This window comes from Fervidobacterium sp. (assembly GCF_059913585.1).
The window spans coordinates 70,371-86,758 of sequence record NZ_DBOLZL010000014.1 but is presented as its reverse complement, the minus strand read 5'-3'; the positions used below and the strand labels follow the sequence as shown (position 1 = coordinate 86,758).

At 40.4% G+C, this 16,388-nt stretch carries 11 protein-coding genes; 4 read left to right on the top strand and 7 right to left on the bottom strand.

The features are described 5' to 3' along the window. Positions 1–51: 51 nt before the first annotated feature. The 4 genes from AC3M61_RS05135 (at position 52) to queD (ending at position 2,971) form a co-directional block, all read left to right on the top strand. A complete protein-coding gene (locus tag AC3M61_RS05135; RefSeq protein WP_500779812.1) occupies positions 52–783 on the top strand; it encodes a WecB/TagA/CpsF family glycosyltransferase in 732 nt (243 codons plus the stop codon). Further along, positions 749–1,390 carry a 16S rRNA (guanine(527)-N(7))-methyltransferase RsmG gene (gene rsmG, locus AC3M61_RS05130; RefSeq protein WP_500779811.1) on the top strand — a complete coding sequence of 214 codons (642 nt, stop codon included), beginning with the start codon at positions 749–751 and terminating at the stop codon, positions 1,388–1,390. The genes AC3M61_RS05135 and rsmG overlap by 35 nt, the downstream gene beginning before the upstream one ends. Before the next feature lie 131 nt (positions 1,391–1,521). After that, the gene (locus tag AC3M61_RS05125) at positions 1,522–2,628 is read left to right on the top strand and encodes a Gfo/Idh/MocA family protein (RefSeq protein ID WP_500779810.1); all 1,107 of its coding nucleotides are present in this window, start codon (positions 1,522–1,524) and stop codon (positions 2,626–2,628) included. Next, the gene (queD, locus tag AC3M61_RS05120) at positions 2,612–2,971 is read left to right on the top strand and encodes a 6-carboxytetrahydropterin synthase QueD (protein WP_500779809.1); all 360 of its coding nucleotides are present in this window, start codon (positions 2,612–2,614) and stop codon (positions 2,969–2,971) included. Before AC3M61_RS05125 ends, queD begins: the two co-directional genes overlap by 17 nt. Positions 2,972–3,043: 72 nt before the next feature. Here the strand turns inward: queD and AC3M61_RS05115 are convergent, their stop codons facing one another. From AC3M61_RS05115 to rsmH, 7 genes are all read right to left on the bottom strand, one after another. Further along, positions 3,044–7,996 carry a DNA-directed RNA polymerase subunit beta' gene (locus AC3M61_RS05115; protein ID WP_500779808.1) on the bottom strand — a complete coding sequence of 1,651 codons (4,953 nt, stop codon included), beginning with the start codon at positions 7,994–7,996 and terminating at the stop codon, positions 3,044–3,046. A 53-nt stretch (positions 7,997–8,049) separates the two neighbouring features. Beyond that, positions 8,050–11,598, bottom strand: coding sequence for a DNA-directed RNA polymerase subunit beta (gene rpoB / locus AC3M61_RS05110; protein ID WP_500779807.1), 3,549 nt, complete (start codon positions 11,596–11,598; stop codon positions 8,050–8,052). Between the two features lie 281 nt (positions 11,599–11,879). Continuing rightward, positions 11,880–12,269, bottom strand: a complete 390-nt coding sequence (gene rplL, locus AC3M61_RS05105; RefSeq protein WP_014452530.1) for a 50S ribosomal protein L7/L12 — start codon at positions 12,267–12,269, stop codon at positions 11,880–11,882. A gap of 69 nt (positions 12,270–12,338) precedes the next feature. Continuing rightward, positions 12,339–12,887: a 50S ribosomal protein L10 gene (rplJ, locus tag AC3M61_RS05100; RefSeq protein ID WP_500779806.1), complete on the bottom strand. Its 549-nt coding sequence runs from the start codon at positions 12,885–12,887 to the stop codon at positions 12,339–12,341. Between the two features lie 259 nt (positions 12,888–13,146). Then, positions 13,147–14,937, bottom strand: a complete 1,791-nt coding sequence (locus tag AC3M61_RS05095; RefSeq protein WP_500779805.1) for a penicillin-binding transpeptidase domain-containing protein — start codon at positions 14,935–14,937, stop codon at positions 13,147–13,149. Then, positions 14,934–15,203 carry a hypothetical protein gene (locus AC3M61_RS05090; protein ID WP_500779804.1) on the bottom strand — a complete coding sequence of 90 codons (270 nt, stop codon included), beginning with the start codon at positions 15,201–15,203 and terminating at the stop codon, positions 14,934–14,936. Before AC3M61_RS05090 ends, AC3M61_RS05095 begins: the two co-directional genes overlap by 4 nt. A gap of 237 nt (positions 15,204–15,440) precedes the next feature. Then, positions 15,441–16,325: a 16S rRNA (cytosine(1402)-N(4))-methyltransferase RsmH gene (rsmH, locus tag AC3M61_RS05085; protein WP_500779803.1), complete on the bottom strand. Its 885-nt coding sequence runs from the start codon at positions 16,323–16,325 to the stop codon at positions 15,441–15,443. Positions 16,326–16,388 lie beyond the last annotated feature (63 nt).

The following is a 16,388-nucleotide window of genomic DNA, read 5'->3' as shown; positions in this document are numbered from 1 at the left end:
CGGAGTAACCGACCCAAATTTTTTAATTTTCTGCGGTTCGGTGGTGGTATTTTGACACAGGTTCAATTTTATGACTATAACGTCCTTTGCGGGAAAGCTGAAGATGTTAGAGGATATCTTGTTGAGCTCATAGAGAAAGGCGAAAAGCTATTTGTGGTAACGTTGAACAGTCAGATATTTTTGAAAGCAGAGCAAATACTTGATTACAAAGAAGCTTTACAAAACGCCTCTTTTCATCTTCCAGACGGTGCAGGTGTTGTGTGGGCGATAAAAAGACACTGCGCACTCCATACCGATAGGATACCAGGTATAGATACAATGATATACCTTTGTAATGAGGCTGTAAACAGAAAGTGGAGTGTTTACTTGTTGGGCGCAAAGCCAGATGTCATACCAAAGACTGCCGAGAACTTGAGAAAAAAAGGTGTGAACGTTGTAGGTTATCATCATGGTTATTTCGAAGACCAAACACCTGCTGAGGAAATTGAGAGATTAAAACCGGATCTTCTATTTGTTGGAATGGGCACTCCAAGGCAAGAACTTTGGATATACCAACATAGACATCTACCATTCAAACTTGCCATGGGAGTTGGCGGAAGTTTCGATGTTATCGCCGGTGTAAAAAAACGAGCACCTGTTTTCTTTCAAAAACTGCGTCTTGAATGGTTTTATCGTTGGTTAAACGAGCCTATAGCGCGTGCGCGTGTTCCTCTAGATGTTGCTAAATTTTTCTTCAAGGTGGTTCTTGATGGAAAAAATGGAACTTGTCAAAAAGTACGTTGAGGAACTTATAAATGCTCCCATAAATCTTGTTGGCTACAGAGACTTTAACGAAGCTTTTCATTATCTATATATGGATTCCGTTCTTGCTGTGAAACCAGAAGACCTTGGAAATACTTTCTTAGATGTAGGAACAGGTGGCGGAGTTCCCGGTGTCTTTCTTTCAATAGAATTCGGCGTTCATGGTTTTTTAATTGACAGCGTATGTAAAAAGATAGATTACGTGAAGAACTTGTGCAAAAAATTGGGTTTAAGTAATGTGGAATTGATGTGTGTCAGAGCCGAAGAACTTAAAGATAAAGGAAATTTCAGGGAAAATTTTGACAGTGTGGTGTCCAGAGCTGTTTCGAAGATAGCAACAGTTTTAGAGCTTACAGCACCATACGTGAGAGTTGGCGGGAAACTTCTTCTCTACAAAGGTCCCGGATACAATGAAGAATTGGGGCAGGCAGTGAACGCTATGAAAGAGCTGGGAGTAAAACTGTCAGAAGTTAGAAAATACAGTATTTTGGGGAAAGATAGATTTTTGATTATCTTTGAGAAAATATCGCCAACCCCAGAAAAATATCCGCGAAAAGTTGGAATACCAGAGAAAAGACCTATCAGGTAGTTGAATTGCAAATCCCCGAGGAGTAAAAAAATCAAAAGTTCGTTCTTGTTGCCTCGGGGATTTTTTATGGTATAATGTATATGCATACATTCATTCAATGAATGAATATGTAAAAGGGGTGCGAGAGTAAAATGAGCGAGAGAAAGCTGAAAATGGCGCTTGTAGGGTGTGGAAGAATAGGTTCGTCTAAACATGTGGAAGCGATAGTGAAGAATTCCGATGTTATCCAAGCGGTTGCAGTTTGTGACATTGTTATAGAAAAAGCAGAACGAGTCGCACAAAGTATAGAAGAACGGGCGGGCTACAAACCAAGAGTTTATCAAAAATATGAGGAAATAATAAAGAACGAAGATATTGACTTTGTCGCGATTGCCACGGAAAGTGGTTATCATTACGAAATCTCTATGGATTTTTTGAGAGAAGGCGTTCATGTTTTAGTTGAAAAACCTATGGCACTTTCGACGAAACACATGGATGAGATGATAAAGACTGCTAAAGAAAAAAGCGTAAAATTAGGAGTTTGTTTCCAAAATAGATTTAATCCTCCTATTGTTGAACTAAGGAAAAAAGTTGAAAGTGGTGCATTTGGACGGATAAACTACGGAGTTGCGAATATCAGATGGAACAGAGATAAAAATTACTACGAACAAGCATCTTGGCGTGGAACATGGCATCTTGATGGAGGTTCGCTCATGAATCAATGTACACACAATATTGATTTGCTCCAGTGGATGCTTGGAGGAGAGATAGATGAAGTATACGGAGTAATTCGTAACTTTCAACATCCTTACATTGAGGCAGAAGATTTCGGTGGTGCGATTGTGAAGTTTAAAGATGGAAAGGTTGGTATCATTGAAGGGACATCGACAATTTATCCAAGAAATTTAGAAGAAACCCTTTCGATTTTCGGTGAACAGGGCACAGTAATTATAGGAGGGCTGGCTGTTAACAAGATTTTGGTCTGGAAATTCCCAGGTGAAGATAGCCATCCATTTATGGAACTACCTGATCCAGATACCGTTTATGGCTTTGGGCATGTTCCACTTTACAGAGACTTCTACGAATCGATAATTTACAATAGAGCACCCAAAATTCCGGGTGAAGAAGGTAGAAAAGCGGTTGAAATAGTTTTGGCGATATACAAATCCGCACTTGAGAACAAACCTGTCAAATTTCCAATTGAGTTTGACTCAACTCAGATGAAAAATTGGAGTGGTCATTATGTTGTGCGTGGTTAAGGAATTCACGTTTGATGCTGCTCACAATTTAGTCCAGTATCATGGAAAGTGTGAAAAACTACATGGACATACTTACAAGCTCCAAATTGTCGTTTGTGGTGAAAAAGACGAAGAAGGAATAGTCATCGATTTTGTTGAATTAAAAGAGATAGTAAAGAAAGAAGTGCTAAATTATTTAGACCATGCTTACATAAACGAAATAATACCTCAACCAAGTGCTGAAAACATTGCTGAATGGATATGGGAAAGGTTGGAAAAGCATCTGACAACAGAAAGATACAAACTTAGCGAAGTAAGGCTCTGGGAGACGCCAACATCGTGGGTGGTTTATAGGAAAGATTGAAGAGTAAAATCGGAAACCTATAAAATAAGCGGCACCTGAAAAAGGTGCCGCTTTTCAGTTTCGTATAATCAATTATGCCAACTTTTCTTTTTCTTCGAGCGCATGTCTTGGTGTTTCTTCATACTGGATGTTTGCAAATATCTCAAATCCTGTTCCAGCAGGTATGAGCTGGCCAACGATAACGTTTTCTTTCAAACCCTTAAGATAATCGACCGCGCCTTTGATTGCTGCGTCTGTTAATACTTGTTGTGTTTGCTGGAAGCTTGCTGCACTCAACCAACCTTCGTATTCAAGAGATGCTTGTGTAATTCTGAGTAGTTTTCTTCTGTATTTCACAGTTTCTTTTGGCATTATCTGGTAAACTTCTCTTTCTTTGTCATAGTTAATCACAAGAATGTCTTTTACATTATACTTGATGAGTTGTTCCAATAGTTCTTCTGTTATTTCTTCCCCTTCTTTTGCAAGTTCTACAACTTGACCTTCTTCGTTCTTTATAAGGATGTGCTTTGCGAGTACTTTTCCGATAATGCGTTTTCTGTTGAGCTCTATGTTAGCATTGCCTTCCATTATCTCTCTGTTAACTTTGTTGAGAATAGTGATTGGTACAAGGTCTCCTGGCAAGAAGTCAGTATCGCCTGGTTCAATGACTTCCGCTTTGTTAAGCATCTGCCTGATTATCAGCTCAAAATGCTTATCATGAATATCGACACCTTGTTGGACGTAGACTTTCTTAATTTCTCTTAGCAGGTACATCGCTGTGTCTTCTACTCCAAGTTCCTCGAGAATCTTTCTTACTTTGAGAGAACCTGTTGTAAGTGACTGACCGGGTAAGACCTTTTGTCCGATGGTTACGTTTACTCTCACCCTTGATGGAACAACGTATTCGTGTATTGTTCCAAGTTCGTCTTGTACATAAATCTTCTTTGGTTCATCTTGAGAGATATCAACTACAACACCTTTAACTTTGGAGAATATACCTTCTGGGTCTTTTGTCTTTTTCCTTGCTTCGAAGAGCTCCTCAACCCTTGGCAAACCTTGTGTGATGTCAGCTGTTGTAGCGATACCACCTGTATGGAACGTCCTCATTGTAAGTTGTGTACCCGGTTCACCGATAGATTGAGCTGCTACAATACCTACAGATTCACCAACACTCACAACTTTGTGGTTCGAGAGGTCAAGACCGTAACATTTCGCACATACACCATGTTCTGCTTCACACGTGAGTGGCGAGCGGACATAGATTTCAGGTCTGACTACGATGCTATCTATGTTATTTTCTTCAAGCATTTTCGCAACCGTTACATCTATTTGTTCTTCCTCAACGGCGAGTTGTTTTTTCCGTTCTTTGTCCCAAATAACCTCTTCTGCAACAACACTGCCAACGATTGGGTAAAGTTTTACTTTTACAGATTTAACGCGAGATTCTCTTAGCTTTTTGATAACTTCCCAATTGAGTTCGCTTTCAGATGGTAGAACTTCTGTGCCAAGGTCGACATCTTCAGCAAGTTCTGCATAAACCTCAGGAATATTAATATCGCTCAAATCAAGAACTTTTTCTTCAACAACAGGCACTCTCTTTTTGTAATTTGACAAGAACTTAGCATCATCGTCAAGTATCACTGTATCTCTCTGGTAGACCTTTCCTGTTTCTGGGTTGACTAATATATTACCAGTTCCTGGTTCGTAGACGTCTTTTGCCAGCACTCGTCCAAATATGAAGTCTTCTATTTTTTCGACAACGAAGTTATCGGAACTTTTAAGTATAGCTGCCCTAACACCTTCGTGTGTTCCACAATCTGGTTGCGTGATAACGACACTCTGAACAACGTCAACGAGCCTTCTTGTAAGGTATCCAGCAGAGCTTGTTCTCAGTGCGGTATCGGCCGAACCTTTTCTTGCACCATGTGTACTGATAAAGAATTCAAGGACCGATAGCCCTTCTCGGAAGTTCGAAAGAATCGGAATTTCAATGGTTCTACCAGATGGGTCTGCCATAAGACCACGCATACCGGAAAGTTGTTTAAGCTGGTCCTTGTTACCCCTAGCTCCGGAATCAACCATTATGAACACTGGGTTGAATGGATTCTCACCAAGGTATTTGTAGGTCTCTTCTTGGACCAAATCTGTAGCTTTTGTCCAAATCTTTATCGTTTCTTTGTATTTCTCTTCATCGCTCAATAAACCTTCCTCGTAGAGTTTCTCTATCTCATCAATCTTTTTCATTGCTTCAGCAATGATTTCGTTTTTCTTCGGAGAAATGAGGAAGTCTTTCAAACTAACTGTCAAACCGGAAATCGTTGCGTAGTGGAACCCAAGTGTTTTTATATCATCAAGCAAATCTGCTGTCCTGTCAATACCGTGCTTTTTGAAAGTCTTGTAAACAACATCTTTGATTCCGTTCTTTCCGAACGTTTTGTTATAATCTCTAAGTTCCTCTGGAAGAATCGAGTTAAATATGACCCTACCGAATGTTGTTTTTACCACTTTATCGTTGATTTTCACAAGTATTGGTTCATGTAGTTTTATGTAACCAAATTCGTAAGCGATTTCCGCTTCTTCTGGGCTTGCGAATTTCCATTTGATATCTTCTGGTTGAACTTTATCGTAGTTCTTATCGACCATCGTTAGGTAGTAAACACCGGCGACAATATCCTTACCGGGCATCGATATAGGCTTTCCATGCGCCGGAGAGATTATGTTATACCTCGATAACATTAGTAACCTTGCTTCCGCTTGCGCTGCTGGCGAAAGCGGTAAATGGACCGCCATCTGGTCACCATCGAAGTCTGCGTTGAACGGTGGACATACCAATGGATGCAGTTGTATGGCGTTACCTTCTATAAGTTTTGGCTCGAAAGCTTGGATAGACATTCTGTGTAGTGTTGGAGCTCTGTTGAGTAAGACAACTCTTCCTTGGATAACCTTCTCAAGTTTTTCCCAAGCTTTCGGGTCTTCTCTTTGGAGTTCTTTTCTATATTTTTTAACTTTTGTCTGTGTAGCTTCCGCATTTTCTTCTTTTGAAAGCTCGGCAATAACGAACGGTTCAAAGAGCTCGAGAGCCATCTTCTTTGGCAAACCACATTCGTGTATCTTCAAATGAGGGCCAACGACAATAACGGCTCGACCCGAATAGTCAACGCGTTTACCGAGTAGATTTCTTCTGAAGCGTCCTTTCTTTCCTCTAATGAGATCGGTAAGTGATTTCAGTGGTCTACCATTTCTATCTGTATAGGCTTTTCCAATTTTTCCATTGTATATCAGATTATCAACAGCTTCTTGTAACATACGCTTTTCGTTTCTGATTATGACCTCGGGAGCGTTCATTTCATACAATCTCTTGAGTCGATTGTTTCTCATTATAACCCTTCTGTAAAGGTCATTGAGGTCTGTTGTTGCGAAACGCCCGCCATCTATCTGTATCATTGGCCTTATTTCTGGTGGAACAACTGGTAAAACTTCCAGGACCATCCACTCAGGTTTTGTTCCACTTTCCATTAAATCTTTGACTATCCTTAGTTTCTTTAGCAACTTTTTGGCTCTGACGCTGCTTTTTGGGATTTTGTTAAGTTCGTTCTCAAGCTCTGTTTTCATAACTTCGAGGTCAAGTTGTTGCAACAGCTTCTTTATAGCTGCAGCTCCAGTCTCAGCTTCAATCTTTCCTGGGTATATCATGCTGTAAGCTTCGTAATCTTGCTGAGTGATAATCTGACCTCTTGTGATACCAGTTTCTTCTGCCATCTCTGGGTCAATGTATGTGACCACCATTATTGGTTTATCGTTTTCAACTTGTTCTTCAACAACAAACATGCCATGGTAGTGCTGGCTGAAGATTTTGTATTCTTCAATGGATAGTTTCTCATCTTCGAAGAGGAATCTATCAGCTATAACATCGCCAGCTTTTACCATTTCCCCGTCCTGAACATATATAGTCGCTCCTTCAAAGACAGGATACGTCTTAGATGACTGGACGTTTTCAATGTATATCGTTCCAGTTGTAATGACTTCATAGCTTCCATTTTCAAGGGGTCGCAGGTTGAGATTCCTGCTGAATTTCACGGTTCCTGACAACGGTGCTACGATACGAGGCAATATAGTTTCTGTTGTCAATTGTTGCCCTTTCTTTATTTTATCTCCGTTCTTTACCAAAGTTCTTACGCCGTAAGATAGCGTGAAGGTTATCGGTGTATTCTTACTTGTTGGGAGTGGATTAAGAGTAATAGTTTCTGAAATTTCGTCGACTTCTACGGTTCCATCAAATGGTGCGAAAATAGCATCAACCCTTTTTTCCGGAACTATTTCATCACCTTGGTTGACGAAATCTCCATCTTTAACCCTAAGTTCCATTCCGCTGTAAACACGAAGTTCGGTTCTTATAACGTTCTTTATTGTTATCCAATAGATATCTCTGTCTGTGTGTGTTCTTTCATGCTTTATATGGACCTCGCCATCTATATCAGCTACAAGTGGAGCCCTAGGTTCTTTTACAATGTATGCAGGTGATACTTCGAAATCCCATTTTCTCGCGTAGATTTCGTATTCAGTTTGGTTTAATATAGAACCTTTTACAAAAGGAGTGTTCTTCGGGTCAGTAACTATCAGGACCCTTTCATTTACCCTTCTACTACCAAAGTAAACGATATTTTCTATATCCTTTACTGTCATGTCAAGTAATGTGGCGATGACACTTGGAGTGTTTTTAAGATACCAAACGTGCGTGACAGGAGCAGCCAATTCGATGTGTCCGAATCGGCGCCTTCTTGCATCTCTTGATTCAACCCTAACTCCACATTTCTCACAAACTGTACCTTCATACTTTTTACCACTATACTTTCCACAGGCACATTCGTAATCTTTTACAGGTCCAAATATCCTTTCACAGAATAGTCCATCTCTTTCTGGTTTAAAAGTACGGTAGTTTATCGTTTCCGCTTTCTTTACTTCTCCACTCGACCAGCTTCTGATGACTTCTGGAGATGCCACCGCCACTTTTACTTTCGCAATTTTCCTTTTGAAAGAAGAACTCATTCATTTTCCCTCCTCTTAACGTCGGGTAAAAAACTTATAAAACTTACCAAACCTTACAGTTTTTCGATATCTATTTCATTACCGTGCTCGTCGTAAACACGAACATCAAGTGCGAGACCTTTCAACTCTCTAACAAGGACCTTGAAGCTCTCTGGTAAACCTGGTTCTGGTAAGTTCTTACCTTTCATGATAGCTTTGTAAACTTCGGTCCTACCTTTGATATCGTCACTTTTTACCGTAAGCATTTCGTTCAATGTATAGGAAGCACCGTATGCTTCAAGTGCCCAGACTTCCATTTCACCGAACCTTTGTCCACCAAACTGCGCTTTACCTCCGAGTGGTTGCTGGTGTATCAGTGAGTAAGGTCCTGTCGCCCTTGCGTGAATTTTGTCTCTTGCAATGTGGATGAGTTTCATGATGTACATGTAACCAACGAGCACCGGTGAATCGAATTCCTTACCTGTTCTTCCATCTCTGAGAATAACCTTACCTGATGGATTTTCTGGGTCATCTCCATGGTGCAAATTAAGTTTTTCTCGGACTTTGTAAAGTTCTGGCAATATTTCGTCTTCCTTAGCGCCATCGAAAACAGGTGTGGCAAAGTGTCTATTCGTCAATTTTGCAAGCCAACCAAGAGAGGTTTCGAGCACTTGACCAATGTTCATACGTGATGGAACACCCAATGGGCTAAGGACTACTTGGACCGGCGTTCCGTCTGGTAGGAACGGCATATCTTCTTTTGGAAGAATCATTGAAACGACACCTTTGTTACCGTGCCTACCTGCTAGTTTGTCACCAACTTCAAGTGGTTTTCTTGTTGCCAGATAGACTCGAACAAGTGTGTTCACACCAGGACCGAGGTCTCCGACTTCTTCTTTGTGGAATACGTGCACACCGATGACTCTACCTTCAACACCGTGTGGGACTCTGAGCGAAGAATCTTTGACGTCTTTACCTTTTTCTCCAAAGACGGATCTCATGATTTTCTCTTCCGGTGTTGCATCACTTTCACCTTTTGGTGTTACCTTACCAACAAGGATATCTTGCGAGGTAAAGTATTTTTGTTTACCAACGTAAGCACCTATTCGGATAATTCCGTTTTCATCGAGATTTCTCAAGTTTTCCTTAGAGACATTTGGTATTTCCGCAGTGATTTCTTCTGGACCAACTCTTGTTTCTCTTGCTGTTGTTTCATAGACTTCGATGTGTACAGACGTGAATGTTTCTTCTTCGAGTAGTTCTTCGCTTACCAGTATAGCGTCTTCGAAGTTGTAACCTTCCCATGGAAGGAACGCAACGAGCACATTCTTACCGAGTGCAAGTTCTCCGTTATCTGTTGCTGGACCATCAGCTATTGGTGTCCCTTTCTTTACAAAATCTCCAACATTAACAATGGGCTTCTGATTGATACATGTATCTTGGTTTGACCTAACGTATTTCAAAAGAGTATACTCATCAAGTATTGGATTTCCTTTCTTATCGTGAAGTGGATTGCCATTTTCGTCTGTTCTGTGGATAACTATTTTTCTGGCATCGACCTTTTTGACGATTCCATCGTGTTTTGCCAATACGACATGTCCAGAATAGATAGCAGCCGGGTATTCCATACCAGTTCCAACAAGTGGAGCTTCGGATTTGATAATTGGAACTGCTTGCCTTTGCATGTTAGAACCCATCAAAGCACGGTTAGCGTCGTCATGTTCGAGGAATGGTATCAGTGATGTTGTAACACTGACGATTTGTTTTGGTGATATATCAACGAAGTCAACTTCGTTTTTGTGCACGTAGACTACTTTTTCAAGATATCTAACCGGGACTTTTTCTTGCAATATGTTACCATTTTCATCTCTTGGTATAGTTGATGATGCAATTCTGTAGTTTTCTTCTTCATCTGCAGCAAGGTAAACAATTTCGTCAGTGATTCTACCGTTGACAACCTTTCTGTATGGAGTTACAAGAAAACCGAATTTATCGATTGTGGCATAAACAGCGAGTGAGGTGATAAGACCTATGTTACCACCTTCTGGTGTTTCAATTGGACACATTCTTCCATAGTGAGAGTGGTGAACGTCACGAACTTCGAACCTTGCCCTTTCTCTCTTCAGTCCGCCAGGTCCGACTGCTGTGAGCCTACGTTTGTGTGTTAATTCAGCAATTGGGTTAACCTGGTCCATAAATTGTGAAAGTGGGTTCGTTGCAAAGAAACTATTAAGCGATGCAACAACGTTTCTCAAGTTAATCAAACTTGGAATGGATATCTTATCTAAGCTTGTATATGTTGCGAGTTTTTCTTGAATCTGATGGACAGATTTCGAGAACGCCCTTTCAAACTCTGAACCTATCAATTCACCAACTGTTTTGACCCGCTTATTTGAAAGGTGGTCTTTTGTATCTAGGGTTTCCGGATGTTTTTCAACTTCAAGCAACATCCTGACAACCAAGATTATATCCATTGGTGTAAGAGCGTTTGAAGTCTCTGTGTACTCAACGTTCTCAACGCTCTTTGGATTTCTTCCTTCTATTTCAACAAGGTATTTTCTGTATGTGTTTGTTAATTTCTTGTTCATTTTGTACCTACCGACTTCGGTAAGCTCAAATCGTTCAGGATTAAAGTAAAGGTTATTCCAGAAGGATTTTGCTGCGTTGTATCTAAACACCTCACCAGGGCGCAGTTCTTTGTATATCTCCATGTAAGCCCTAAGCTCACTGATATTCTCTTCAAGAGGCATTTTCAGCCTTTCCTTAAGTTTCAGGTAGGTCTTATATATGTACTTATTTGCAACTTTTATCTTGTCAATTCCATGTTCTCTAAATATCTCAGCAAGTGTGGGCGTTAGTGTTGAACCTTTTTCAGCGAGGACTTCTCCAGATTTTGAGACAACCTTCTCGAGAATTATTACCCCTTCTGCTTGCTTCAAAGCATAATCATCTTCGACATCTATGTAAGTTGGGAATAGAGAAAGGATATCGATATCGTTTTGATAACCAAGGGTTTTTAAAACCAAGAAAAGGTTCAGCTTTTTCCTTCTATCGATTCTTGCATACAAAGTTTCATCGTTGAGATTGAGCAATACTTCAAGCCACACACCTCTCACTGGTAGGAAGTGTGCTACATATATTGGTTTTGCTCCTATGTTTTTGGTTGGTTCTTCGACAAAATAGACTCCTGGGCTTCTTACAAGCTGACTGACGACAACTCTTTCAACACCGTTTATCACGAACGTTTGATTTTCAGTCATGATAGGATAATTGCCAAGACTTACTTCTTCTTCGCGCATTTCTCCGGTTGACAAATCGGTAACTCTAACCGTTGCGTAAAACGGTGCGACATACGTGAGAAGACGCTGTTTACACTCTTCGACCGAGTGCAGAGGTTCACCTACACGAAATCCAACAAATTCGAGGCTGAAACCTTTGTCTCTTCTACCCTCGGTCTTTACTGAAGTTATGGGGCTGAACTTCTTGAGGATACGTAAAATACCGTGATCCAATAACTCCTTGAAGGATTTATGCTGGATTTCTACGAGGTCTGGGACGTTGAGAATTTCATCAACCTTTCCGAAGGAGTACCTTATCCTCTTGCCCACTTGATAAGTTTTCAATCTGATCACCTCTTCCTAAAGTGTCGATACAGAATGGTTGGAAATTACGCACTGTGAGGGGTTAAAGAACTGGGTATATAAATAAAAAACGTAGGGTTCCATCGAACCTGTCCATTGCTGGAACTCTAGGGAGTTTTTTATAATGTTCATGCATGTTTATTTTCATCATTCGGGTCATGGTAGACAATAATACCGCAATTATATATTAAACCATAAAAACCCCGCACTGTGTAGTACTGTGCGGGGTTTGATACACAATATTCTTTGTTTTGAAAAATATGTTACTTAATTTCAACTTCTCCGCCGACTTCTGCGATCTTTTTCTTGATTTCTTCCGCTTCTTCTTTCTTAACTCCTTGTTTAATGAATGCATCTGGTGCGCCAGCTTTTTCAACAAGGTCTTTTGCTTCTTTGAGTCCGAGGCCTGTGATTTCTCTAACAACTTTGATGACTTCAACTTTCTTCTGACCGAAGCTCTTGAGGAGAACATCGAATGTGTCTTTTTCTTCTGCTGCCGCTGCTGGAGCTGCCGCTGCCGCTGCAACTGGCATTGCTGCCATAACTGGAGCTGCTGCGCTAACACCAAATCTTTCTTCGAGCATCTTAACAAGTTCTGCAAGTTCTGCCACCGTTAATGACTCAATAGCTTTTACGAGTTCTTCCAATGTCATAATATACACCTCCTGATAAGTTTGCCTTAAGTTTTTTGGGCTTAACCAACTAACACTTAACGTTTGAAATTACTGTTTTTCTTTTTGTTCCTTAATAGCGTTAAGAGCATACAATACGCTTCTAAGCACACCTGCGAGAGAGTTGACAAGACCACGAATAGGTGCTTGGATACCACCAACAACCATCGCAAGTAGTTGCTCTCTTGATGGAAGCTTGGACAAGTTTTCGAGTTGGTCGCCTGCAAAGAATTTTCTTTCCAAATACAAACCTTTGCAAACAGGCGTCCCTTTGTTCTCTTTCACGAAGTTGTGGAATATCTTGATAGCTTCAACAGGGTCTGCCTTTGCGTTCACATACAGAACAGCGGTTGGTCCAAAAAGAACGTTATCATGACCTTCAAGGTCATACTCTGCATTTTTGAGAGCCATTCTTAAGAGAGTGTTCTTAACGACCGTAAATCTTGCGTCGCTGCCAAGTTTTTCTCTTAAGGCTCTTCTAAGTTTTGTCATCTGTGCAACTGTAAGCCCGGTAAAGTCTGCGAAAAGTACCAATGATGAATTCTTAAAAGTTTCTGTTAACTCGTTAACAAGTTGCTCCTTCTGTGGTCTCTTAAGCACGTCGTCACCTCCCATATCAAATAAAAAATGCCTCTTTACGAGGCACAGCGGAGGGAAAACAGCACCAATACGGAAACGATAATCCGCTGAACAGGTGCTTTTCGTATCCCTTCCGTGCCTCCTGCAGGCGCCCTAGTTTGTTTGGGGCTTTATTTGACCTGCAATCTACGGCAAATACTTATTTTAGGACACCGTCTATTTTACCAAAGTTTTCTGTTCTGTAGTGAACAATGAGTTACATCTGTGTAAAGAAATAAGCTTATTGAACGATATTCTTCAAACTTATCGGGCTATTCGTTAGCCAGACTTCTACAATAGTTACGTTTGTTGCGTTGAGTGTTGTGGATGTTGCGTATTTCTCCACATATAAACCTGTACCGTTTAATTTTAACACGATACCTGTTGCTTCAGTAAGTTCTTTAAGTTGCGAGATATTCCAACCTGTGATGTCAGGAAGAGTTGTATAGGATTGATTCCTTGGGTTCATCAAATCATCCTGGTATTGCTTTAATTTCAAAACAACTTCCTTAAAGAACGGCGCAGCAACGATACTACTTAGCTTTTCCGTCTGAGGAGAATCAACCCAGACCATTATAGTGTAAGGCTTGTCTAAGATAGCTTGCCCTACGAAAACTGCTGTGACATCCTTTTTCTGGTTTTTTTGCGCTGTACCAGTCTTTCCTAGTATTTTTACGCCATCTATTTTTGCATTTATACCTGTTCCTCTTTCCACGACATCTTCGAGCATTTGTTTTACAATGTCAGCGGTTGATTTTGATATGACTTGTTTCTTTGTCACTTTTTTTTCCTCATCGATAGTAGGTGCGACGTAAATTCCGTCGTTAACTATAGTATTAAAAGCTACTAGTAACTGGATAGGTGTGACGCCTATTGATTGTCCAATACTCATAAACGCCCAATCAGCTTTGTACCATTTATCTGGAGTGTTAAGTTTTCCTGGTATCTCCCCTTGTAATTCTATGCCTGTCTCCCTACCCAAACCAAAAGCCTGGAAAATTTCATAAAGCTTTTCGACCCCAAAAGAATCAACGATTTGCTTTGTTGTGAGAACAGAAACGACGTTGCAGGAATGAACTAATCCATCGTAAAGATTGATGTCCTTATGGACTTCAAGGTCCTTGATTGTTAAATTCAAACCCTCGATAGGTTTCACATAACCAGGACAGTAATAATGAGTGTTTGGTGTGACAAGTCCTAGCTCTAATGCTGCTGAGAATATAATAGGCTTTATTGTGGAACCGGGTTCTATATATCCCATATAATAGGTGGGCCAACTCTGGGTGGTTAATGCAGCTCTTACTTTCCCAGTATTACTTTCCATTACCAGAACTCCGACTTCTGTTGCCTGCTTTTTCTCCTTGTAATCCCGTGCCAACAAGTAAAGTTGCCTTTGAAGTTCACTATCTATCGTAATCCTGACATTTTTTCCGTTTTCAGGCTCTATTTTCACATAGTTCAAAGGTCTGCCAATTACTCCTGAATAAGTTACTGAGACAACGCCATCTCTGACAGGTCTCAGTATTTTATCGAAATAAGCTTCCACACCACTGATTCCGTGTCTTTGATCCGTTTTACCAACGATTGCAGAGAGACCAAAATCTGATAAGGAAATACGGCGTTCCTCTGGAACAATCGCAACAAATTTCAAAAATTGAGTTGGAATCTTTCTTATTGCTTCCTGCCTGCTACTAACAATACCGAGTCGGAGAATATTTTTTTTATCGAGTTCATTTAATTGTTCAGACACTCCAAAAGCGTTTAACAGTCTCAGAAAATCTGGCGATTTTTTGAATGCGTTGCCTGCAAAACTTCGCAAGTAATTCAAATCCAAATAAACACCGTAAACAATCTCACTTGTAGCGAGCAAACGCCCGCGAGAATCGTAAATATTACCACGCAGTGCAGGAATATAACTTTTAACCGCGTACCGGTTAGTATATATATTTGTATAAACCTTTACAAGCAAAATAATTATCAAGACCGAGACAAATAATAATACTAGTCTATAGCGGTATCTACCTCTGCTCAATTGATTACATCACGTCCTAATACCAATTTCACTATTTGAACATCTAAAACTTCGTTGTGTTGTCTTAAATTCGATAAACCCTCTCTATACATCTCAACTTGCCTTAACATCTCCGCTGTTCTCAAGTTAAGTTGATACGCACCGAGAATCAGACCTGTGAACAAAGAAAATGCAAAGATGTACTTCAACACACGAAAGAAGGTCTTATGCTGCTCTTGTAAACCTTCAAGTGCGACTTCTCTTCGCTTGCTTCTTACGAGTGTCATACTCTATCCCCCTTCGCTCCGCTAAGTTATGAAAAAAACTGAAATTAAGAACTTACTAACGGAAACGAAAACATAAGCCCATATATTACGGCTTTCCTCTGCTCCGCTTAGTGAAGCATCGAACATTTGGAAAATGTAAAAAGTAAAAGAAAAATCAAAAGCCTAACCTTCCAGAAAAATACTAACTTTCTCCGCTTTTAGTTGAATTAAGTTATTTGTGGTCTAACAGTAAGAAACTCATACTCTCCTAGCTACCCTTAACTTTGCACTCCTCGACCTTGGGTTCTCCGCTATCTCTTCCATGCTTGGTGCTATAAAATCGCCTAAAGGTTCTAGTCTCGGGTCGTTTTTAAATGTGTGCTTTACTAATCTATCTTCCAGTGAATGGAACGAAATTATAGCAATTCTACCTCCGGGTGTTAACAAATCAGGCGCGAATGAAAGGAATTTCGCCAAGTTTTCAAGCTCCTTATTTACTTCTATCCGTATTGCTTGGAACGTTTTAGTTGCAAAATGCCTTTTTCGGTTGTGAATTTCTTTGTAAGGTAGAGCTTTTCGGATGGCTTCAACCAACTCTCGAGTTGTATTTATTGGTCTATTTTGAACAATAGAATGGGCAATTTTTCTGGCGAAGCGTTCTTCACCGTAATTGTAGATAATATCGGCTAATCTATCCTCGGGGTAGGTATTAACAACATGGTGGGCGGTTAATTCACTTTCGAGGTTCATTCGCATATCGAGGGGTTCGTCCTGATTAAACGAAAACCCTCTACCTTCTCCTTTTAATTGGTAGGTAGAGACTCCTAAATCAACAAGTAGTCCATCAACTTTATGGACTTGTAACAGGTTAACCAAGACGGGTAAATCTACGTAGGAGAATTTGAAGAGCTGAACATTGGGGTAGGCTTCCAAGTTTCGCTCCGCTATCTGTAAAACCTCGCTGTCAACATCTATTCCTATAACCCTGCCACCCGTTTCCAATATCCGCTCCGCTATCGCCTTGGTGTGTCCTCCTTCTCCTACCGTACAATCCACATACACCCCGTCCGGCTTCCATACCAAGCTGTCTACAACTTCCTTCAACAGTACCGGGATGTGTCGTTCACTATAAATCCTATTCATGCTTCACTCCGCTCCGCTAGTTTAGAAAAAGACTACTTACATTGTAGAACAAAATGTGTAAAT